The organism is Novosphingobium sp. Leaf2, assembly GCF_001421325.1.
Taxonomy (GTDB): domain Bacteria; phylum Pseudomonadota; class Alphaproteobacteria; order Sphingomonadales; family Sphingomonadaceae; genus Novosphingobium.
In genome coordinates this window covers 222580-245046 of record NZ_LMJY01000001.1, presented here as the reverse complement: position 1 = coordinate 245046, position 22467 = coordinate 222580, and the positions used below count along the sequence as shown (strand labels likewise).

Genomic DNA, 22467 nt, shown 5'->3' with positions numbered 1-22467 from the left:
GGGCGCCCTCCGGTAAGGTTGCAGCGGACAAAGAAACGCCCCGCCATCGTTTGACGGCGGGGCGTGATACCATTTGCAGGGCCGGCGCGTCAGTGCTTCTGGTTCGCCCAGACGTTGCGATACGCCATGTAACCCAGCACCGTGGCGAAGATCAGGAACAGCACCACGGCCAGACCGGTTTGCTTGCGCTTTTCCAGCTTGGGCTCTGCGGTCCAGATCAGGAACGCCGACACGTCCTTGGCCATCTGGTCAACGGTCGGCTTCGGGTTGCCGGGACCGTATTCCACCTGCCCGGTGCTGGTGAGCGGCGGCGCCATCGCCAAGTTCAGGTTCGCGAAGTACGGGTTGAAATGCAGGCCATTGGGAGTCTTGGCGTCCGGGAACTCCTTCAGGATTTCCTGGCCCTTGGCGTTGCGGAACCCTTCCTGCGACCGGAAGCCGGTGAGCAGTGAGTAGACGTAGGCCGGGCCATCGTGACGGGCCTTGGTCATCAGCGACAGGTCCGGCGGGATCGCGTTGTTGTTGGCAGCGCGCGCGGCGATGTCGTTGGCGAACGGCTTGGGGAAGTAGTCCGTCGGCATGCCGGGGCGCATGTTCGCCTCGCCCGTGTTGGGATCGACGCCCGGCACCTGGAAGCCGGCGGCAATCGCCTTCACCTGGCCTTCGGTATAGCCCAGCTGCGACAGGTCGCGGAAGGCGACGTGGCTCAGCGAGTGGCAGGCCGAGCATACTTCCTTGTAGATCTGGAAGCCGCGCTGGAGCTGCTGCTTGTCGAACTTGCCGAAAGGCCCGTCACTGGCGAAGTGGACTTCCTTGGGCGCAAGGTGAAATTCGTGCTCGGCAGTGACGGCGGGCGGCTGGGTGATCTGCGTGTACGCGCCATTGGCGAACGACCACGCCAGAGCCAGCGTGAAGAACAGCCCGACGAGGATCGAGAGAATGCGTGCCATGTCTATCGTCTTTCGTTCTAGCTGTGGCTCACGCGCCCTGGAGCGGCGGGTTCACGGCGGCATCCGCGTGCACGGCTTCGGTGGCGCCGTGACCGGGACGCAGCTGCGCGCCTTCGTCGTTGCCCAGCACCGATTCGGTGATCGAATAAGGCAGCGGCAAAGGCTTTTCGATGGCGGATACGATCGGGATCACGATCAGGAAGTGGGCGAAGTAGTACAGCGCCGCCAGCTGGCTGAGCATCACGTACGGTTCCGCTGCCGGCGCGCCGCCGCAGTAGAACAGCACCAGCATCGTGGGCACCAGGCCGAACCAGAAGAACTTGCGGTACAGCGGCCGGTAGTTGCTCGAGCGCACCGGCGACTTGTCGAGCCAGGGCAGGAAGAACCACACCAGGATCGCGCCGAACATCGCCATCACGCCCATCAGCTTGGCCGAGATGAAGAAGAAGTCCGACGTGAAGGCGCGCAAGATCGCGTAGAAGGGCCAGAAGTACCATTCGGGCACGATGTGCGCCGGCGTGCTCATCGGGTTGGCGGGGATATAGTTGTCCGGGTGGCCCAGCTGGTTCGGGAAGTAGAACAGCATGATGCTGAACAGCACCGCGAACAGGCCCACGGCCCAGCCGTCCTTGGCGACGAAGTAGGGGTAGAACGGAACGGTATCGCTCTCGGTCTTCACTTCCACGCCGGTGGGGTTGGACGAGCCGGGAATGTGCAGCGCCCAGATATGCAGGATCACCACGCCCGCGATCACGAACGGCAGCAGGTAGTGGAGCGAGAAAAACCGGTTGAGTGCGGCGTTATCAGGCGCAAAACCGCCCAGCAGCCACTGCTGCAGCGGTTCGCCCACGAAAGGGATCGCGCCGAACAGGCCGGTGATGACCTTGGCGCCCCAGAAGCTCATCTGGCCCCACGGCAGCACGTAGCCCATGAACGCGGTGGCCATCATCAGCAGGAAGATGACGACGCCCAGCAGCCACACCATTTCGCGCGGCGCCTTGTACGACCCGTAGTAGAACCCGCGGAAGATGTGCAGGTAGATGACCACGAAGAACGCCGAAGCGCCGTTGGCATGCGCATAGCGCATCATCCAGCCCCAGTTGACGTCGCGCACCGTCATCTCGACGGTGTCGAACGCCACGGCGGTGTTGGCGGCATAATGCATCGCCATGACGACGCCGGTGACGATCTGCAGCACCAGGCACAGACCGGCCAGAATACCGAAGTTCCAGAAATAGTTGAGGTTGCGCGGCACCGGATACCCGGCCCCGAGCGCGTTGTAGATCAGGCGTGGCAGCGGCAGCCGTTCATCGACCCACTTGGTCAGCGGGGAGGCAGGCTGGTATTCCTTGGCCCAGGGAAAGCTCATTTTCGTGATCCTCTCGTCCTTGGCCTTCAGCCGATTTTCACGACGGTGTCGCTGGCGAACTCATACTTCGGAACCTCAAGGTTCTTCGGAGCAGGGCCCTTGCGGATGCGCGCAGCGGTATCATAGGTCGATCCGTGGCAGGGGCAGAAGTACCCGCCGAATTCACCCTTGGTTTCGCCTTCGCCCGCGCCCAGCGGGATACAGCCCAGGTGGGTGCACACGCCCATGGTGATAAGCCAGTTTTCCTTGCCTTCCTTGGTACGCTCCTTGAGCGTCTGGGGATCGCGCAGCGTGCTGACGTTCACCGCGTCCGCTTCGGCGATTTCCTTGGCCGTAAGGTTGCGCACGAACACCGGCTGCTTGCGGAAGATGGCCTTGATGGCCTGGCCGGACTTGATGGCGGAAATGTCCACTTCCGTGGAAGATGCCGCCAGAACGTCAGCCGAGGGCGACATCTGGCTGATCAGCGGGACGACGATCCCGACGCCCGCCACACCCACGGCGCTCACTGCGGCGATATTGATGAAATCGCGCCGCCGCACGCCCTCTGTTTCTGCCATGTCTGCCCTTGCCTTGCTTTCGACAACCTACTGCAGGGGACCGGCAGGACGGTCAATCAGACCAACGGTATCCTGTTATCCCCCTTGTCGGTCATAGCCACGGGCCATGCCCGCTTTTCTCCCGACTTTGAGGGCCTGATATACACGAATGCCGGACGTGCCAACCGCCTTTTTGGTCAAAAGCGGGCAATCTGTCAGCGCCTATTCAGGCAGCGGGCGAAACCACTTACCCCAATCCGATCAAGGATATCTGCCGGCCATAGCTGGCTTCGCCGCGGTGCGTGGACCGGCGATAGGAATAGAACTGCGCCGGCGCATCGTAGGTGTCGAGCGCAGCGCCCTGCGCCCGGCCAATCCCTGCAGCGCGCAGGCGGGCAAGGACATAGCCTTCCAGATCGAACTGATAGTGGCCCGGTTTCCCGGCCACGAAGTGCGCGGAATTAGCGGGATCATCCCCGATGAACCGGTCGCGGAACGCCTGGTCCACTTCGTAGGACGCCTGCGCGATGCAGGGTCCGACGGCGGCAACGATCCGCTCGCGGCGCGCGCCAAGCGATTCCATCGCCGCGATCGTGGCATCGGTGACGCCGCCCAGTGCGCCCTTCCAGCCAGCGTGGGCGGCGCTCACGACGCCGGCCTCTGTGTCCGCGAACAGTACCGGCGCGCAGTCTGCGGTGAGAATGCCGAGCAGGACACCGGGCCGGTTCGTCACCAGCGCATCGGCATGCGGACGGGCGGCATCGTCCCAGTCCTGCGCCACCACGCACTGCGCAGAGTGCACCTGATAGACCGTGACCAGACGTGCGCCCGGCAGCACCGCATCGCGCGCAAGCGCTCGGTTTCGGGCAACGAGCGCGGGCGCATCGCCCGATCCCAGCCCCACGTTCAGACCCGCCGTCTCGCCGGTGCTGACACCGCCGCGCCGGCCCAGAAACCCATGCGCCAGCCCGGACAGCACCGGTGCAGTGATGACCTCGACCGGTTCAGCCAAGGCTTTTCGTCACCTGTTCGCGCACATCGCGCGAAAGATCGGGCGAGGCGGCGATGCGTTCCAGTTCGCTGCGCATCAGGGCCGCGCGCGCAGGCTCCACCCGCCGCCAGCGCCCGAGCGAAGGCACGAAGCGCGCGGCAGTTTGCGGGTTGATGGGGTCCAGCTGGCGGATGAGATTACCGATCATGCGATAGCCCTCTCCTCCCTCGTGGTGGAACACGCGCGGGTTCACGGCGGCGGCCATATACAGCGCGCGCACCCGGTTGGGGTTGCTCATCGTGAAATCGGGGTGGCGCGCCAGCGCCTCGATATGCGCCAGCACATCGGGGTGGAAGGCGCTGGCCTGCAGTGAAAACCACTTGTCGATGACCAGGGCATTGCCCTGATAGCGCTGGTGGAAATCGGCCAGCGCCCGTTCGCGCTCAGGCGCATCGAGGCTGGCCAGCACCATCAGCGCGCCTTGGCGGTCGGTCATGTTGTCCGCCGCGCTGTATTGCGCGTAGGCGCGGCGGGCGCCTTCCTGCGGATCGCCGGCGGCAATGAGGACAAGCGCCTGGGTCTTGATCTTGCGGGCACCGCGCGCCGCCGCATCACGGCTGTACGGCACCGCCACGGCGCGATCGTGCAGTGTGCGAAGCTGGGCAGCCAGTTCGCGCCCCAGCCAGACCTTGAGCGCTTCACGTTCGGCATGGATGGCGCCGGGATCGGAAACCGGCAGCTGCTCGGCGATGTAGGCTTCTGCGGGCAGGATCATCAGCTCGCCGCGCATCAGGTCGTCGAGCGCAGGGTCCGCGATCACCGCCGCCAGCGCCTGCCCGATGGCGGCGCGGCCCTGTTCACGCGCCGCATCGTCCAGCTTCTCGCTAACGCCGGCCACCAGATACTGGAGCATCAACCCCTGCATCGCTTCGTAACGCGCAAAAGGATCGTCATCATGCGCGGCCAGGAAAACCAGATCGGCGTTGTCCCGCGCAAAACGGATCGCCACCGGGGCGGAAAACCCCCGGTTGATCGACAGCACCGGGGGCTGCGAAAACCCGTTGAACACGAAGCTGTCCGCCGCCTTGTCCAGCACGATCAGCTGTTCGCCGCCATGCTTGCCGGTTTCGCGATCGTATAGGGCGATGCGCAAAGGAATGGGCATGGGCTGCTTGTCCGGCTGGCCGGGGGTGGGCGGCACGATCTGCGTGAGTGTCAAGGTTGCGCGCGTGCCTTCGTGCGTAAGCTCAGCGGTGACCTGCGGCGTGCCGGATTGCGAATACCACAGGCGGAACTGGCCCAGATCAAGCCCCGCGCCATCCTCGATCGCGGTGACGAAATCCTCGCACGTCGCGGCCTCGCCGTCATGGCGGTCGAAATACAGGTCGGTGCCCTGACGGAACCGTTCCGGGCCGGCCATGGTGCGCATCATGCGGATCACCTCGGCGCCCTTGTTGTAGACGGTGGCGGTGTAGAAGTTGCTGATTTCCTGGTACGAATCGGGGCGGATCGGATGCGCCAGCGGGCCGGAATCCTCAGGGAACTGGGCGATGCGCAGCACCCGCACGTCCTCAATCCGCTTCACCGCCTCGCTGCCCATCGCCGAGCTGAACAGCTGGTCGCGCAGCACCGTGAAGCCTTCCTTGAGGCTGAGCTGGAACCAGTCCCGGCAGGTGATGCGGTTGCCCGACCAGTTATGGAAATACTCGTGCCCGATCACCCCTTCCACCGCGTCGTAATCAGCATCGGTGGCGGTTTCCGGGTCGGCCAGCACGTAGCGCGTATTGAAGACGTTGAGCCCCTTGTTTTCCATCGCGCCCATGTTGAAGTCCGACACGGCGACGATGTTGAACAAGTCCAGGTCATACTCGCGCCCGAACGCGTCCTCGTCCCACTTCATCGAATTGACGAGCGAATCCATCGCGTGCTGCGTGCGCCCTTCGTCGCCAGGCCGCACCCAGATGTTGAGCGTGACTTCGCGCCCGTTCATCGTGGTGAAACGGGCGGTATTAGCGATCAGGTCTCCGGCCACCAGCGCGAACAGGTAGCTGGGCTTGGGCCAGGGGTCGTGCCACTGCGCCCAGTGCGTGCCGTCCGCCTCCTCGCCGCTGGCAGTGCAGTTGCCGTTGGCCAGCAGGATCGGGAACGCCGCCTTGTCGCCGCTCATCCGCACAGTGTAGGTGGACAGCACGTCCGGCCGGTCGGGGAAGAAGGTGATGCGGCGAAAACCCTCCGCCTCGCATTGCGTGCACAACATCCCGTGGGACGCATACAGCCCCATCAGCTGGCTGTTGGCGGCAGGGTTGAGCGCGGTTTCGATCGCAACTTCGTGCGCCTCGCCCGTAAGCTCGACGAGCAGATCGGCCCCGTCCATCCGCCAGCCTTCGGCATCCGCGCCATCGATGCGCACCGCCAGCGGTGCGATCTGGTCACCGTTGAGGCGCAGCGTGGACGTGCCGTTGCCATCCGGGTTGCGCTGCACCGAAAGCGTCGCCAGCACGTGGGTGGCGTCCAGACCCAGCCGGAAATCGAGCGAGACCTGCGGCACCAGCCATGCGGGCGGCAGATAATCCTCGCGGCGGATCACCGGCGGCGCGTGCGGCGGCGGCGCGGCATCGGCGATCTGGGTGTTTTCGGCAGGGTCGGCGGGGGTGGTGGCGATATCCATGCCGCATATCTAGAGCCTCCGGGCAGGAATGCCAGCACGGCTGCCGTCATTTGCGGGCGCCACGCGACGCTTTCGCCCGCGCCGCGCCTGCCCTAGGATCGCCAGCATGCCCCGCATGTTCATCTTCGGCCTGGGTTACACCGCACAGGTCATCGCCGCCCACCTTGTCGCGCAAGGGTGGGACGTCATCTCCACTGGCCGGGAGGGCACCTTGGGGTTCGACGACGAGAGCAGCGTACGCGTTGCCCTGGCCGATGCGGACCATGTGCTGTCCAGCGTCCCGCCGGGGCGCGAAGGCCGGGGCGAGCCGCTGGACCCGGTGCTCGATCGCTACGGTGACGCGCTGGGCGCCCTGCCGCTGTTCTACCTGTCCGCAACCGGAGTCTACGGCGATACAGGCGGCGCATGGGTGGACGAGGACGCGCCCGTCGGCACGGGGCGGCGCACGGCGCGTGCGCAGGCGGACGCGGCCTGGCTGGCGATGGGCGCGCGGGTCTATCGGCTGCCGGGGATCTATGGTCCGGGGCGCTCCATTTTCGAGCGGCTGGCGCAAGGGCGCGCGCATCGCATCGACCTGCCGGGACAGGTATTCAGCCGCGTCCATGTGAACGATATCGCCGGCGGCGTGCTGGCCGGGCTGGATGCACCGCCCGGTGCCTACAATCTGGCGGACGACCTACCGTGCGGGCAGAACCTGCTGGTGGAAGAAGCGTGCCGCCTGTCCGGCATGGCGCTGCCGCCGCTGCAAACGCTGGAGAAGGCCGACTTGTCCCCGATGGCACGCGGGTTCTATGCGGAGAACCGGCGGATCGCCAACGGCAAGGCCAAGCGCGTGCTGGGCTGGCGCCTGCGCTATCCCACTTACGTCGAAGGCTTGCGCGCACTGAGCGCGACGACCAGCCCGGCGGTGGCGAGCACGACCCCGGTTATCGCCAGCGGCGACCAGCGATAGCCTTCCAGAAGGGTGGAAAACACCATTGCGATCACCACCACCAGCACGCCGTTGTAGCCCGCTTTGCCCGCCCCGAGCTTGCGAATGAGCGTGTAATACAGCGGGAAGGTGACGACCGATCCGAACAGCGCGAGATATGCGGTGCCCAGCCAGTATGCGGGCGCAGACGGCAGCACCGGCAGCCCTGAGGTGGCCAGCGCCAGCACCGCATCGCACCCGGTGCCGTACAGCATGGCCCACGCCAGCAGGCTCGCCATCGGGGTGCGGTGCCCCACCGCGTTGGCCTGCATGACATTGGAAACGGACGCGCACAACATCGCGATCAGCGCGAAGGCGACGCCCAGCCACACTTTGCCACCCAGCGGCGCCAGGCGCGCCTCGTGCAGCAACAGCAGGCCGATACCGGCGATGGCGATGGCGCTGCCGATCGCGAAGCGGCGCTGGATCGGCTGGCCCAGAAACACCCGTGCCAGCACCGTGTTGGGCACCAGCAGCAGCGAAATCATCAGCGCCACGATCCCCGATGTCAGGTGCGCCTCGGCCCGGTAGACGAAGTTGTAATTGCCGCAAAACTGCGTGAGCCCCACCACGAACGCCAGTCGGTGACCGTCCGCCCCGATCCGCAGCGAGCGCCCGGTGACCATCGCAACCAGGAACATCGCGGGCGTCGCCAGCGCGAACCGGTACGTGACCGACCAGCTGGCCGGCACATCGCCGATCTGCCCGGTGATCACCCACCAGGTCGAACCCCAGATCGCCGCCACCAGCAGGAACGGCAGCGCCACCGAAGGTCGCAGCAGCGAATGCGCCGGCTGACCGCTCATAGCGCGGCGATGGCGCGGGCCAGCGCGGCGACGTGCGCGTCCTGCGCATCCCATGACGCCACCAGCCGCGCCGCATCGCTACCCCAATCGTAGAAGGCGAAGCCGGCCCGGCGAAGGGCGTCCCGCTCGGCAGCGGTGCAGCGCAGGAACACTTCGTTCGCCTGCACCGGATGCAGCAGACGCTCGCCCGCAGCCGCGCCGATGGCGGCGGCTGCGGCGTTGGCCGCGCGGGCGTTGGCAAGCCACACGTCACCCTCCAGCATCGCCAGAATCTGCGCGGCCAGGAACCGGCCCTTGGATTGCAGGTGCCCGGCGCGCTTGCGGCGATAGCGGATGACGTTGGCCGCCTCCACGTCGAAGAACACGATCGCCTCTGCACCCAGCCCGCCATTCTTGACGAACCCGAAGCTCAGCGCATCGACATCACCCGCGGCCTCGGCGGGAGTACACGCCAAGTGCGCGACGGCATTGGCGAAGCGCGCGCCATCCATGTGCAGGCCAAGCCCGCGCGCCCTGGCGAACGCGGCGATGGCCTCCACTTCATGGGGCGCATAGACGCAGCCGTATTCGCTGGCCTGCGTAATCGAGATCGCGTGGGGCTGCACCTGATGCACGTCATCACGGATCGGGTCGATCACGGCGGCGAGGGTATCAGGCGTCACCTTCGCGCCGTGGCCGTCGGCCAGCAGCAGCTTGGCGCCATGCAGATAAAATCCCGGCGCGCCGCCTTCGTCCATCTCGATATGCGCCTCGCGGTGACACACGACCGCACCGTGCGGGGGCACCATCGCCGCCAGCGCCAGGCAGTTGGCCGCCGTGCCGCTCGCCACCCACAGCACCGCACACTCGCGTCCGAACAGCGCCGTGAAGGCCGCGTCCAGCGTGCGGCTCAGCGCATCGCCATCGTACGGCGCGTCAGGCGCATCGGCGGCCATCATCGCGTGCCAAACGGCGGGATGGACGCGGGCGGCATTGTCGGACAGGAACTGCATGGCCATATGCCCTGAAAGGGTGCGACGCCCGCGTCAAGCACCGGCAGCCAAAGGAGATACCCGCATGGTCGGCGTTACCATCACCAAGCACGAGGACGGCGCGTCCGGCGAATACCACGCTCATGTGGCGGATGCGGACCAGATCGGCCGGCTGACGTGGAGCGAGCGCGGCGGGGTGCGCTATGCGGAACATACGCTGGTGCCGCCTGCCATCGGCGGACAGGGCGTGGCGATGCGGCTGGTGGAAGCGATGGTAGCGGACGCGCGGGAGAACGGCTTTAGGATCGGACCTGTGTGCAGTTACGTCGTGACTGCGTTCAAGCGCCACCCGGAATGGGCCGACGTCGCCGCCTGAGGGGCAGGCGCACCGTGTTAGAGCCGCTTAACCAAAGCCGTTCGCCAGAAACTGCTCGGCAAGGCCGGCCAGGAACGCGGCGCCGGTAGGCAGGACGCTTTCGTCCACCAGCATCTTCGTGGAATGGATGCCGCAGCAGTGCTGCCAGTCAGCGCCCCGGTGCGCCACGCCCAGGAAGAACATGGCCCCGGCCACTTTTTCCAGTACGTAGGCGAAATCTTCGGCGCCCATGATAGGATCGGCCAGCCGCTGGAACCCGGCCTCTCCGACGATGCTGCGCGCCACGCTTTCACCGAAATCGACGGCGGACGGGTCGCAGATCGTGACCGGGAAGCCCTCCAGGATCGATACCTCGGCAGACAGCCCGTGCGCCGCGGCGATGCCGGACGCGAGCCTGGGGATCTCCGCCTTCAGTCGCGCACGGTTGGCGGCAGACAACGTGCGCATCGTGCCGGTAAGGCGGGCACTGTCGGGAATGACGTTGTGCGCGGTGCCGGCCTCGATCTTCGCAATGGTGACCACCACTGGATCGAACACGCTGAAACGGCGCGCAACCATGGTCTGCAACGCGCTGACGATCTCGCACGCGATCGGCACCGGGTCCATCGTGTCATGCGGCATCGAGGCGTGGCCGCCGCGCCCGGTTACGGTGATCTGCAACTGGTCCGCCGCCGCCATCAGCGGCCCGGCCCGACCCGCGATCAAGCCGTGGGGCGCATTGGGCATGATATGCAGCGCGAACGCCGCATCGGGCAGCGCGGTGTCGAAACCCGCGCCGCCCAGCAGCCCGTCCTCCAGCATGAAGCGCGCGCCGTGCCACCCCTCCTCGCCCGGCTGGAACATGAAGCGCACTTCGCCCGCCAGCGTGTTTGCCCGCGCAGCCAGGATCTGCGCCGCGCCGGCCAGCATCGCCACGTGGGTGTCGTGCCCGCAGGCGTGCATCACGCCGGGTACGTGCGAGGCAAAGTCGAGCCCGGTTTCCTCGGGCATAGGCAGGGCATCGGTATCGCCGCGCAGCAGCACGCTGCGCCCCGGCCCCGCGCCGCCTTTCAGCGTGCCGACGAGCCCGGTGGTCGATGGCCCTTGCGCCCATGTGATAGGCAGATGGGCCAGCGCGGTGCGGATCTTGTCCCGCGTCTTGGGGGTATGCAGGCCAAGTTCCGGTTCGCGGTGTACCGCCCGGCGCAAGGCGACGATGCTGTCGGAAAAAGTGGCGGCTTCGCTGAGGAGGGACGCGGTCATCGCTGCATGATACCCGTGCGCCGCCCGCTGTCGAGCGGCCAGATCAGCCCAGCCCGTCCTCGCCCGCATCCTCGGGAACGCCGACCAGGATCTGGCCGTGCTCCACCTGTTGCAGCGTGCGCCAGGCCATGACGCCCATTGCCGCGTAGGACACCGCGCCCGCCAGCGCCACCGCCCACGCTGCGCCGCTTGGCCCCAACGGGATGAACTGCCACAGCCCGATGCCCAGCGCGACCAGCGCGATCAGCCGCGCCACCAGCGACTGGCGCGCGCGCCCGGTGGCGTGCAGCACCGGCTCGAAGGCCACGCTGGCAAGGTCGAAACAGGCCGCGACCGTCAACGGCACCAGGATACCGACGCCGCCTTCGAACGCCTTGCCGCCGATAAGCTCAAGCAGCTTTTCGCCCGCCAGCATCGCCACCGCGACCACGGCGAGGCCGGCGATCGCCGCGATCAGGCTGGTCTGCAAGGCAAGCTTGCGAAACTCCGCCGCTTTCGACGACACCCGCGCGCGCGCCACTTCGGCATAGACCGAGCGGGTGAGCAGGCTGGACAGCTTGCTGAGCGCCTGCGAAAGCTGCGAGGCCAGCCGGTAAAGCCCCGCCGCGCGCGTGCCCACCCAGCCGCCGACCACCAGCAGCGGGCCATTCTTCATCGCCGCATCGATCGCAGAGCCAGAATACGTGACGAAGAAGAACTGCGTCAGCCCCGGATTTTCGCGCAACGCCTCCCGCCATTTCGGGGCGTTGGACAGCCGCACCGCCTGAGGCGCCAAGCGCCGCGCCATGATCCAGTACAGGATCGCCTCAAGGATATCGACCGCCGCCCAGGCGGCAAGGAACCGGCCCACGCTGGGCCCGGTGACCCAGATCACCAGCGCCGCCGCCAGCCGACCGCTGGGCACGATCGCCTCCACATAGACCGCCATGTCGAAGCGGTTGAGCGCCCGCACCACGCCGGTAGGCGCGGAGACCAGCGCCCACAGCGAGGCTACGCAATACCAGAACGCGACGTCGACATAGCGCGGGTTCAATTCCAGCACATGGGCAAAGCCATAGATGACCACGGCAGCCAGCACGCAGCCTATCACCGCGCCGACGGCATCGATCATGCCGCACAGCATCGCCAGCCTGCCGAACTTGCCCCAATCCTTGGTGTGGACGTGTTCGGACCCATAGCGCACCACCACCCGCCAAGTCTGGAAACCGGCCAGCGCCACCAGCGCCTGCGCGGTGCCGAAGATCAGCGAAAAGTGGCCGAAGTCCTTCAGGCCCAGGGTGCGTGTCAGGATCGCCAGATAGGCCAGCCCGCAAATCGCGCCAAAGCCCTTGCCTCCCAGCAGCCAGGCGGTGTTCTGGACGATCCGCCTGAGGGGAGAGGCGGCCTCCGGGCGAGCTTGCTTGAGCGACATCGGTCCGCATTTGAACGAGGCCGCAGGCCCTTGCAAGCGTGTCGCGCGCGTCAGCGCGGCTGACGCCACCCTTGCGCTCGCGCTTCCCCTTTTGCGCGCCAACGCCTAGAGGGCGACCCATCCCATCAGCAGACCGAACCAAACCCATGATCGAACACGCCATTCTCCTCAGCGCCGGCCAAGGCTCGCGCCTGCTGCCGCTCACCGCCGAGGCCCCCAAGTGCCTGATCGATTTTTCGGGCCGGTCGCTGATCGCGTGGCAGGTGGAAATGCTGGCGCGCGGCGGGGTGAAGCGGATCGATGTCGTCACCGGTTTCATGACCGACATGCTGGAGGAGCACCTGGCCGAAATCCGCGATCCGCGGGTGGAGATCACCGTGCGGTTCAACCCCTTCTTCAAGGTGGCGGACAACCTGGGATCGTGCTGGATCGCGCGCGAGGCGATGCACGGCGACTTCCTGATCCTGAACGGCGATACCCTGGTGTCTGAGGATATCGTACGGGCGGTGCAGCAAGGCGCTGCAGGGCCTGACGGCAAGCCCTGGCCCGTCACCGTCACGGTGGACGTGAAAGCGGACGGCTACGACAGCGACGACATGAAAGTGCAGCGCGAGGCCGATGGCCGCCTGGTCCACATCGGCAAGACGTTGGCCGCGGCGCAGTCCAACGCCGAATCGATCGGCTTCCTGGCCTTTCGCGGGGAGGGTGCGGACCTGTTTCGCGAAACCGTGCGCCGTGCGATGCGCACCCCCGAAGGGGTGCAGCACTGGTATCTCAAGGTCATCGATTCGATCGCGCCCACCGGCAAGGTCGGCACCGTGTCCATCGAAGGGATGGACTGGGCCGAGGTGGACTTTCTCAACGACATCGAGATCGCCACCGCGCTGACCGACCGCTGGGTCTGATACCGGCCCGGCGCGAAGCATCGGCGCGCCGATATCAGTGTGCCGCGCCCCAGCTTTCGCCCGAGCCGATCTCGATCCCCAGCGGCACGTCCAGCGTCACCGCCGGCAATGCCGCATCGGCCATCACCCGCTCAATCACGGGTGAGGCCGCGGCGACGTCGCCTTCGGGCAGTTCGAACACCAGTTCGTCGTGCACCTGCAGCAGCATCCGCACGTGGCCCAGCCCGGCGTCGGCCAGCGCCGGGCCCATGCGCACCATCGCGCGCTTGATGATATCGGCGCTGGTGCCCTGGATCGGCGCGTTGATGGCGGCGCGTTCGCTGCCCTGCCGTTCGGCCTGGTTCTTGGAATTGACGCGAGGGAACCACGTCTTGCGGCCGAACAGGGTTTCCGAATAGCCCTTGGCGCGCACGCTCTCCAGCGTTTCGTGGATGTAGCGCTGGATGCCGGGGAACCGCTCGAAATAACGGTCGATCATCGCCTGCGCCTCGTCAGCGCCAACGCCCAGCCGTCCACCCAGCCCCCAGCGCGAAATGCCGTACAGGATGGCGAAGTTGATCGTCTTGGCCCGTCCGCGCGTATCGCGATCGACGGTGCCGAACATCTCCGCCGCCGTGCGTGAGTGGATGTCTTCCCCGGCGGCGAAGGCTTCCTTCAAGCTGGGCACGTCGGCCATGTGTGCGGCAAGGCGCAGTTCGATCTGCGAATAGTCCGCCGCCAGCAGCACGTGGCCCGGCTCGGCCACGAAACAGTGACGGATCTGGCGACCGATCTCGGTACGGATCGGGATGTTCTGCAGGTTGGGATCGGTTGACGACAAGCGCCCCGTCTGTGCGCCGACCAGGCTGTAGCTGGTATGGACGCGCCCCGTCGCCGGGTTGATCGCGGCCTGCAGCGCCTCGGTATACGTAGAGCGCAGCTTGGATAGCTGGCGCCATTCAAGCACTTTGGTGGCGACCTCCGCCCCCTGCCCCGCCAGCCCTTCAAGGATCGCCTGGTCGGTGGAATACTGGCCGCTCTTGCCCTTGCGGCCACCTTTGTAGCCCAGCTTGTCGAACAGGATGTCGCCCAGTTGCTTGGGGCTGCCGATGGTGAAGGACTGGCCGACTTTCTCGAAAATCTCCGCCTCCAGCGCGCCGATCGCCTCGGCGAACTGGCTGGACAGGCCGGCCAGCTTGTCGCGGTCCACCTTGATGCCGTGCCGCTCCATCTGCGCCACCACCGGGATCAGCGGACGGTCCACCCGCTCGTAGATCCGCGTGCCACCTTCGTAGGACAAGCGCGGCTTCAAGTGGCTGTGCAGCCGCCACGTCACGTCCGCATCCTCGGCGGCATACTGCGTCGCCCGGTCCAACGGCACTTCGCCGAAGGGGATCGCTTTCTTGCCGGTGCCGCAGATGTCCTTGAACGTCAGGGTGGTGTGCCCCAGGTGGCGCTGCGCAAGTTCGTCCATCCCGTGCCCGCCGCCGATCCCGTCCAGCGAGCGTCCGGCATCAAGGCAGAAGCTGGCGATCATCGTATCGTCGATCGGCGACACGTGAATGCCGTGGCGGGCCAGGATGTTGAGGTCGTACTTGATGTTCTGCCCCACTTTCAGCACCGCATCGCTTTCCAACAGCGGCTTCAAGCGGCGCAGCGCTTCGCCCAGCGGCACTTGGCTCGGACGCTCGGCGAACATGTCGGTGCCGCCGTGCCCCAGCGGGATGTAGCACGCTTCATTGGGGCCAACAGCAAGGCTGATGCCGGCAAGATCGGCGCGCATGGCATCCAGCATCGAGGTTTCGGTATCGATCGCGACCAGGCGCGCCTGCGCGGCGCGGGCGATCCACTGGTCCAGCTGCGCCTCGGTGGTCACGCATTCATACGCGGTGCGATCCACCGCCGGCCATTCTGGCAACGGCTGGCGCGCCGCGCCCGCCATAGTGCCAGTGCCTGCGGCAACGGGCTTGGCGGGGTGCAGCTGGGTGGTGCGTTCCGGGCTGCCAGTGCCGGTATCCAGCCGCTTGAGCAGGCTGGTGAAGCCGTGCATCGTCAGGAACTCTGCCAGCGGCGCAGGCGGGATCGCGTCCAGCTTGAAATCGTCCAGCGGCATCGGCAGCGCGCAATCTTCCTTGAGCGTGACCAATACCTTTGACAGCCGCGCCTGGTCCGCCTGTTCGATCAGGCGTTCCTGCAGCTTGGACTTCTTCATCGCCGGGGCGGCGGCCAGTGCCGATTCCAGATCGCCATGGTCCTGGATCAGCTTGCTCGCGGTCTTGGGGCCGACCCCGAAAACGCCGGGCACGTTGTCCACCGAATCGCCCATCAGGGCCAGCACGTCGCCCACCTTGTCCGGCACGACGCCGAACTTTTCGACCACTTCGGCCACGTCGATGCGCTGGTTCTTCATCGTGTCCAGCATGTCCACGCAGCCGCCTTCGATGCCGTCGTGACCCTTGGCGCACTTGCCCACCAGCTGCATCAGGTCCTTGTCGGACGACACGATTGTCACGTCCCAGCCGCGCCGCGTAGCCTCGCGCGCGTAGGAGGCGATCAGATCGTCCGCCTCCAGCCCCTGCTCCTCGATGCACGGCAGCGAAAAAGCGCGCGTGGCATCGCGGATCAACGGGAACTGCGGCAGCAGATCCTCGGGCGGGGGCGGGCGGTGCGCCTTGTATTGCGGGTAGATGTCGTTGCGGAACGAGATCGAGCCCGCATCCAGGATCACTGCCAGATGGGTGGGACCATCGGCCTTGTTCAGATCCTCGGCCAGCTTCCACAGCATCGTGGTGTAGCCATAGACCGCACCCACCGGGGTGCCCGCCGGGTTGGTCAGCGGTGGCAGGCGGTGATAGGCGCGAAAGATATAGGCCGAACCATCGACGAGGTAGAGGTGCTGTTTGGGACTCATGCCTGATCTCTAGCAGCGCCGCGCACCCGCGTCAGCAGCGCTGTCCTAAGCCGGAACCTGGCCGGTCCAAAAAACTTTGCGAGAGGGGAACCGCCGCGCCCGTGGACCGTTTCGGCGGGGCGCTTGATGCGCGGTGTTTTGCCTTCTACCCATGGTCGCCGATCCCATGCGCAGATTGCACCGCAAGTCCGGCCATGGGGTATATCGCAGTTCAAGAGGGATACTATAACAATGCGCAAGATCGTTTTCGCAGCCGCCGCGGCAGCAGCAGCCATGACGCTGGGCGCCTGCTCGGAGAAGACCCAGGATGCGACGGAAGCCGCTGCATCGTCTGCCGGCAATGACATTTCCAGCACTGCGACGGATGTGGGCGACCACCTCGACAACGTAGGCGCCAAGGCTTCGGACGCGGCGAACGACACCGCCGATGCCGCCAAGGACGCTGCTAAGAGCGCGGAAAAGACCCTCGACGATACCGCTGCCGATGCGCAGAAGGCTGCCAACGACGTGGCCAAGGAACTGGACGCCAAGACCGACGGCAACCCGAAGACCAACTGATCTTCGGCTTGGCGAACGCGAAAAAGGGGCCTTCGTCGGCCCCTTTTTTTATGTCTGGACGATGTGTGTACCTTACCGCGCAGCGGTGCGCGGATATGTGGGGCCTTCGGTGAGATAGCCGTTGTAGATCGTGCGCGCGATGCTGGCGATCCGCGCTTCACGGCCCGGCCGTCCGCCCTGCCCGGTCACGTAGATCGCCACCGCGAAGGCGCGCCCGTCCGGCGTCTGGATGATCCCCACATCGCTGGACGTGTTGTTGAGCGATCCGGTCTTGTGCGCCACCTGCACGCCTGCAGGCACGCCTGCCGAAATGCGGCGCTTTCCGGTCACGCACCGGCCCATGGTGTTCAGCAGCACAGCGCGGCTGGACGGGCTGAGCCATTTGCCCTGGTAGATCCCCGCCAGCAGGTTGACGACCGCCTTTGGTGTTGCGCTGTCACGCTTGTCGACCACGCGGGCCGGGTCGATCGCGCCGTCGTCGCGCACCAGGGTGGCGATGTCGCGATCGATATGCCAGTCCTCGATCCCCGCCCGCTCTACCCAGGCGTTGACCGCGCGCGGCCCGCCCACCACGCGCAGCAGCGCATCGGTGGCGTAGTTGTTGGAGCGCGTCAGCATCAGTTCGATCAGGCGCTGGGCGGACATGTATTCACCGGCCCGCACCGGCGCCACGGCGGTGGAAAACGGGGCCGAAGGCACGGGCACCATCATGGGAAATTCGCTGGACAGGGTCCACTTGCCCTTGTCCACGCCATCCAGGAACGTGGCGGCGATGGCGACTTTGCTGGTGCTGGCCATCGGAAACCGCTGGTCGCCCAGCACATCGACCATTCGCCCTGTGGCCAGGTCCATCGCGGCAACGCCGATGCGGCCCTGCGAGGCGTTGGCAACGGCGGCAAGCTGCTGGCCGAACGGGGTGGAATAAGTACGCGGGGCGCGCTGTTCGGTGCCGAAAAGAGTGTCGAAGCTGCTTTGAACCTCAACGACCTGATCGGTCGCCCGCGTCAGCGGCTCCAGCGATTGCGCCAGCGCGCCGTGCGGCATTGCCACTGCAGCAAGCCCGATTCCCATCAGGTTCACTGCGGCAAAAGCGCGTCCGACGCCTGTACGGCACCGTGCGAAAAGTCGGTCTGCCCCGGTCATGCAGCCCTTACCTTAGCTTTGTCCATGTTCCCAAACGGTTAACGCGATGGCGACGAAACGCCAGCCAGCAGCGACGAACTGCATCTAGCTTGCGGTGATTGCAGGAACCCGCATTTTCCTGTCGCCACGACGAACGATTGCAACACCGTTGCGCGCACGCTCACCAACTATAGGCCTTGGGCAGATAGGTACGATCCAAGTCCTTGTAGCGTTGGCGCAGACGGGACTGGTGGTTGTCCAGCGGCTGCTTCACGCCGTCTATCCATACGTCCACGGGGGCGGAGGACAGCTCCAGCGGATCGCCGTCCCACAGCACCACATCGCCCACCGCGCCCGGTGCCAGCACCCCGGCCTTGCCGCCCATCCCGCTGATCTGCGCAGGGATCGAGGTGATCGCGGCCAGCGCCTCGCCCCAGGTGAGGCCAGTGGCGCCGGGAACCTTGTTCAGCGCCACCAGGTTGCCCGCCTGCTGCGGCGCGTAGCGGGGCTGGTCCATGCCCTCGAACATGCCGATGGCAACGGTCACGCCCGCCTTCTTCATGCGCCCGACGTTGGACAAGGTGGCGGCCAGCGTCTCGAAGCTGGCGGGCAGGTCGCGCATCGGCATGGTGATGACGGGCACGTGGGCGGCGGCGATCTGCCCGGCCACCAGCCACCCTTCGGTCGCCCCCACCAACACGAGATCCAGTTTGGGGAATTCGGTCTTGAGCGCCAGCACGTTGCGGATGTCGGATGCGCGCTCCACGCCGACGTACAGCGTCTGCGTGCCGTCCACCACTTTGCCCAGCGCCGCTGCATCGGCGCGGGTGAGCAGCACATCGCCCTGCCGCTGCGCGCCGGCGGGCAAGGCCGCAACCTCGCGCGCTTCGCGCAGCGCATTGCGCAGCGCGGTGTGCGCGGCCACCCGGCTGCCCCCGGCCAGACGCGCGCCCGCTTCGCCCAGTTGCACGTACTGGAACGCGCGCGGGCGCACCACCAGCGCGGCGTCCGCGCCAAGATCGATCACTGCGCCTTGCCCGGCAAAGATCGCGCTGCCGTTGAACGGCGTCACGCTTGCGCGCGTGACACCCCCTTCGCGGCTGACGGCGATGTGTTCGCTGGCGGGATTGAGCGCGGTCGTCACATCCAGCGCGGCGTTGAACGGGCTCTTGTCCGCCGACAGGTCGTTGCTTTCCTTCACCCCGTCCACGTCCCACAGGCCAAGGTCGGTTACGGCGGAAAACAGGCCCGGCGTCACCCACTTGCCGGTGCCGTCCACGCTGGGAACCCCGGCGGGCACGGCAACGCCGGCGCCTGCGGCAACGATCCTGCCGCTCCGCACCACGACGGTGCCATGCTCGATCGGCGCGCCCCCATCGCCGGTGGCCACGGTGGCGTTGGTGATCGCAAAGTCCTGTGCATCAGCGGCGGCAGGGGCAACGGCGCTGAACCCAAGCGCGGCGGCGATGACGATCCGGTTCACTTCACGTCTCCTTCGCCGGGCTGGCCCAGTTCGAAATCGCTGACCGGTTTCAGCTTGGGATTATCCGCATCGTACAGCATCGCGCCGTCCACCCAGACTTTCTCGGGCCGCGAATAGACCGACAGCGGATTGCCGTTCCACAGCACCACGTCCGCCATCTTGCCCGCTTCCAGGCTTCCGGTCTTGTCGGCGATGCCCATCGCCTTGGCGGCGTTGTACGTGAACCAGCCGATGACCTGCGCATCGGGAATGTCCACGCCGATCCGCCGCCCGGACGCCTGCGCCCGCGCCGCCGCCTGATTCAGACGCTGGATGCCGTTCTCGTCGTCGGAATGGATTATGACGCAGGCGCCCGCCTTGGCCAGCAGCGCCGCGTTTTCGGGGATGCCGTCATACGCCTCCATCTTGAAGCCGTACCAGTCCGCCCATACTGCGGCGCACACATCATTGGCCTTGAGCATGTCAGCGATCTTGTACGCTTCGACGGCGTGGTGGAAGGCGGTGACCTTGTAGCCCATCTCCTTGGCCATATCGAGGACCTGCGCCATTTCATCGGCGCGGTAGCAGTGGTTCTGCACCAGGATCTCGCCCTTCAGCACGCCTTCCAGCGTGTCCTTGCCCAGATCGCGCTCGGCATGGTCGCCGTCCTTGTATTTCTTGGCATCGATCCACGCCTGCCGGTCCACCGAGAAGTTGCCCATCCGGGTGGACGGCTTCTGGTTGCGCTCGCCGTAGACGCGCTTGGGGTTTTCGCCGCAGGCCATCTTGAGGCTGTAAGGCGCGCCGGGAAACTTCATGCCCTGCACAGTGATGCTGGGCACGTTCTTGAGCGTGACCGAGCGTCCGCCCATCAGATTGCCCGACCCCGGCAGGATTTCCAGCGCCGTCACCCCGCCGTTGACCAGCGCGCGGGTAAAGCCGGGGTCCTGCGGCCAGACCGAATGCTCGGCCCAGACGTCGGGCGTGGTCGGCGACGTCATCTCGTTGCCATCGGCCAGCGCTTCCACCGCCGGGCTGGGATAGACGCCCAGGTGCGAGTGGATGTCGATCACGCCCGGCGTCACGAACTTGCCCGCACCTTCGATCCGGTCATACCCGGCGGGCACCGCAAGGTCTGCCCCGCCAACGCCGACGACCTTGCCGTTTTCGAACAGCACTGTGCCGTTGTCTATGCGCCCGCCGCGCCCGTCATAAACGGTGGCGCCGACCAGCGCGGTGGGCCGGCCGGGGTACGGCCTATAGGTGGACGCATAGGGCGCCGGCTGATCCTTGGCGTCCTTGTCCTTCTTGCGGGCGTCTGCGGCCTGGGTGGTCAGGCACAGCGCCAGCCCCAGCGCGACCCCCGATGCCAGACGCCGCTTTCCTGCCATTACCCTCATGCCGCTATACCCCCGCTGGAATGTTCGTTTCAGGTGTTCTTGGTGGCCGGGTGGAAACCCGCCTGCTGCGCTTCGAGCCCCATTTCGCTATAGCCGGCAAGATCGGCGTCGGAGGCGCGATCGGCCAAGGTATCCAGATGCATCCAGCGCTTCACGATCGGCGATAGCACCAGCACCAGCACCGCGATGCCCAGCGTGATCCAGCCGATCTTGGAATAGATCGACAGTGTCAGCGCCTTGTTCATCGCGCCGCTTTCGCCCCCCGTAGCCTCGCCGATCTTGCCGGCCACGAAGTTGCCCACCGCAGTCATGTAGAACCACGAACCCATGATGAAGCTGCCCAGATGCAGCGGTGACAGCCGCGTCATGGCGGACAGGCCGACTGGAGACAGGCACAGCTCACCAGTGGTGTGCAGCGCATAGATCAGGAACACGAACAGGACAGAGGTCATCACCGCCGGATCGCCGGTGCCCGCGCCCCACACGAAGACGAGGAACCCCAGCCCCACTTGTGCCAGCGCAAGCGCGAACTTGGCCGGGGCGGACGGCTCCAGCCCCCTTTTCCCCAGCACTGTCCACAGACCTGCGAACAGGGGCGCGAACAGCACGATGTAGATCGGGTTGATCGACTGGAACAGGCTGGTGGGCACCCCGCCGCGATCGACGAACTTTTCGGTGTACAGGCTCAAGGAGCCGCCCGCCTGCTCGAACAGACCCCAGAACACCGGGTTCAGTGCGATGAGGAACAGGATCGCGAAGATCCGCTCACGCGGTTCCTTGGGCAGCTTGAACGCTTCGTACAGCGTATACAGCAGCATGCCGATGCCCGAGACCACCAGCAGGCTCTGGATGACGTTCACGTACTGGATCAGGAACCAGATCACCGCCACGGCGGCAATGCCCACCCCGTACAGCACCATCTCGCTGTTCTTGGCCAGCGGTTTTGGCGGCTCGCCCCGGCCGCGCAGGGCAGGCCTGCCCGCCACGAAAATGATGAGGCCCAGAACCATGCCGATGCCTGCCAGGCCAAAGCCGTAGGACCAGCCGATCGTCTCCCCCAGATAGCCCACCAGGATCGTGCCAAGCGCAGCGCCGGTATTCATGCCCATGTAGAAGATGGTGTAGGCAGGGTCGCGGCGCGTATCGGTCATCTTGTACAGCTGACCCACGATCACCGAGACGTTGCCCTTCAGGAAGCCCGAACCCACGATGATGAGGGCCAGCGCCAGCCAGAACACGTTGATCGCCGGATCGCCCTGCTTGGTGGCCGGATCGGTCACGCCCTGCAGGCCTTCGTAGGCCATGAACAAGTGGCCCACCGCCAGAACGATGCCGCCGAACAGCACCGCCTTGCGCTGCCCCAGCCAGCGGTCGGCCAGATAGCCGCCCAGCACCGGGGTGATATAGACCAGGCTGGTGTAGGCCCCATAGATCAGATTGGCCGAACCATCGGAAAACAGCCAGAACTTGGTGAGATACAAGATCAGCAGCGCCCGCATGCCGTAGTAGGAAAACCGCTCCCACATCTCGGCGTAGAACAGCACGAACAGGCCGCGCGGGTGGCCCACGAACTCCTCGCTCTTGCGGGTGGCGATCACGCCCCCCACCGCCAGCACGGCGAACAGGACGATCGCGCCGATCGCGCCGATCCAGTCCCCTTCGTTCCACAGTGCGATGTCTTTCATGAAACGCGTGATCCCTGTGTCTGTGTCATTGCCGTCATCCGGGCTTCTGGCGTCCCCTGCGGCTAAGGTCACGAAACGTAGCGGGCAATTTCGTGCTGTAAATGGGCGCTTTGTTGGGCCCTTGTGCCGTGCGAGGGCCGGGATCGACCGGA

Annotated in this window: 18 protein-coding genes; 4 read left to right on the top strand and 14 right to left on the bottom strand. The window is 66.1% G+C overall.

The window, feature by feature from the left end:
- Positions 1-89: 89 nt before the first annotated feature.
- The 5 genes from ASE49_RS01300 to pepN form a co-directional block, all read right to left on the bottom strand.
- Complete coding sequence (locus tag ASE49_RS01300; RefSeq protein WP_056767837.1) at positions 90-950, bottom strand: cytochrome c1; 861 nt, start codon at positions 948-950, stop codon at positions 90-92.
- A 28-nt stretch (positions 951-978) separates the two neighbouring features.
- The gene (locus ASE49_RS01295) at positions 979-2319 is read right to left on the bottom strand and encodes a cytochrome b (RefSeq protein ID WP_056767834.1); all 1341 of its coding nucleotides are present in this window, start codon (positions 2317-2319) and stop codon (positions 979-981) included.
- A gap of 26 nt (positions 2320-2345) precedes the next feature.
- Positions 2346-2879: a ubiquinol-cytochrome c reductase iron-sulfur subunit gene (petA, locus tag ASE49_RS01290; protein WP_056767832.1), complete on the bottom strand. Its 534-nt coding sequence runs from the start codon at positions 2877-2879 to the stop codon at positions 2346-2348.
- Positions 2880-3105: 226 nt separating this feature from the next.
- Positions 3106-3870 carry a peptidoglycan editing factor PgeF gene (pgeF, locus tag ASE49_RS01285; protein ID WP_056767829.1) on the bottom strand — a complete coding sequence of 255 codons (765 nt, stop codon included), beginning with the start codon at positions 3868-3870 and terminating at the stop codon, positions 3106-3108.
- On the bottom strand, positions 3863-6517 hold the full coding sequence (pepN, locus tag ASE49_RS01280; RefSeq protein WP_056767826.1) for an aminopeptidase N: 2655 nt from the start codon (positions 6515-6517) through the stop codon (positions 3863-3865). The genes pgeF and pepN overlap by 8 nt, the downstream gene beginning before the upstream one ends.
- A 106-nt stretch (positions 6518-6623) precedes the next feature.
- Here pepN and ASE49_RS01275 point away from each other — a divergent pair, with 106 nt between their 5' ends.
- Complete coding sequence (locus tag ASE49_RS01275; RefSeq protein WP_056767825.1) at positions 6624-7469, top strand: NAD(P)-dependent oxidoreductase; 846 nt, start codon at positions 6624-6626, stop codon at positions 7467-7469.
- Here the strand turns inward: ASE49_RS01275 and ASE49_RS01270 are convergent.
- Positions 7379-8293: a DMT family transporter gene (locus ASE49_RS01270; protein WP_056767822.1), complete on the bottom strand. Its 915-nt coding sequence runs from the start codon at positions 8291-8293 to the stop codon at positions 7379-7381. The two genes, ASE49_RS01275 and ASE49_RS01270, sit on opposite strands and share 91 nt — an antisense overlap.
- A complete protein-coding gene (locus ASE49_RS01265) occupies positions 8290-9285 on the bottom strand; it encodes a threonine aldolase family protein (protein WP_056768626.1) in 996 nt (331 codons plus the stop codon). Before ASE49_RS01265 ends, ASE49_RS01270 begins: the two co-directional genes overlap by 4 nt.
- A gap of 64 nt (positions 9286-9349) precedes the next feature.
- Here ASE49_RS01265 and ASE49_RS01260 point away from each other — a divergent pair, with 64 nt between their 5' ends.
- A complete protein-coding gene (locus tag ASE49_RS01260; RefSeq protein WP_056767818.1) occupies positions 9350-9640 on the top strand; it encodes a GNAT family N-acetyltransferase in 291 nt (96 codons plus the stop codon).
- Positions 9641-9667: 27 nt separating this feature from the next.
- On the opposite strand, the gene ASE49_RS01255 is transcribed toward ASE49_RS01260, so the two are convergent.
- Together ASE49_RS01255 and ASE49_RS01250 are read right to left on the bottom strand one after the other, a co-directional pair.
- Complete coding sequence (locus ASE49_RS01255; RefSeq protein ID WP_056767815.1) at positions 9668-10882, bottom strand: M20 metallopeptidase family protein; 1215 nt, start codon at positions 10880-10882, stop codon at positions 9668-9670.
- Between the two features lie 43 nt (positions 10883-10925).
- Positions 10926-12293, bottom strand: a complete 1368-nt coding sequence (locus ASE49_RS01250) for a lipopolysaccharide biosynthesis protein (RefSeq protein ID WP_056767813.1) — start codon at positions 12291-12293, stop codon at positions 10926-10928.
- Positions 12294-12439: 146 nt separating this feature from the next.
- Here ASE49_RS01250 and ASE49_RS01245 point away from each other — a divergent pair, with 146 nt between their 5' ends.
- A complete protein-coding gene (locus tag ASE49_RS01245) occupies positions 12440-13198 on the top strand; it encodes a phosphocholine cytidylyltransferase family protein (protein WP_056767809.1) in 759 nt (252 codons plus the stop codon).
- A 34-nt stretch (positions 13199-13232) separates the two neighbouring features.
- Here ASE49_RS01245 and polA read toward each other — a convergent pair whose 3' ends face one another.
- On the bottom strand, positions 13233-16088 hold the full coding sequence (gene polA / locus ASE49_RS01240) for a DNA polymerase I (RefSeq protein WP_056767806.1): 2856 nt from the start codon (positions 16086-16088) through the stop codon (positions 13233-13235).
- Between the two features lie 231 nt (positions 16089-16319).
- Between polA and ASE49_RS01235 the strand changes: the two genes are divergently transcribed.
- Positions 16320-16646 (top strand): hypothetical protein, encoded by a 327-nt coding sequence (locus ASE49_RS01235; RefSeq protein WP_056767802.1) that lies wholly within the window; start codon positions 16320-16322, stop codon positions 16644-16646.
- Positions 16647-16718: 72 nt separating this feature from the next.
- Here the strand turns inward: ASE49_RS01235 and bla are convergent, their stop codons facing one another.
- From bla to ASE49_RS01215, 4 genes are all read right to left on the bottom strand, one after another.
- On the bottom strand, positions 16719-17789 hold the full coding sequence (gene bla, locus ASE49_RS01230; protein ID WP_082456240.1) for a class A beta-lactamase: 1071 nt from the start codon (positions 17787-17789) through the stop codon (positions 16719-16721).
- A gap of 160 nt (positions 17790-17949) precedes the next feature.
- Positions 17950-19251 (bottom strand): amidohydrolase family protein, encoded by a 1302-nt coding sequence (locus tag ASE49_RS01225; RefSeq protein ID WP_056767799.1) that lies wholly within the window; start codon positions 19249-19251, stop codon positions 17950-17952.
- Positions 19248-20630, bottom strand: coding sequence for an amidohydrolase (locus tag ASE49_RS01220; RefSeq protein ID WP_056767796.1), 1383 nt, complete (start codon positions 20628-20630; stop codon positions 19248-19250). The genes ASE49_RS01225 and ASE49_RS01220 overlap by 4 nt, the downstream gene beginning before the upstream one ends.
- A 29-nt stretch (positions 20631-20659) precedes the next feature.
- Positions 20660-22315 carry a peptide MFS transporter gene (locus ASE49_RS01215; protein WP_056767793.1) on the bottom strand — a complete coding sequence of 552 codons (1656 nt, stop codon included), beginning with the start codon at positions 22313-22315 and terminating at the stop codon, positions 20660-20662.
- Between the last annotated feature and the right edge of the window lie 152 nt (positions 22316-22467).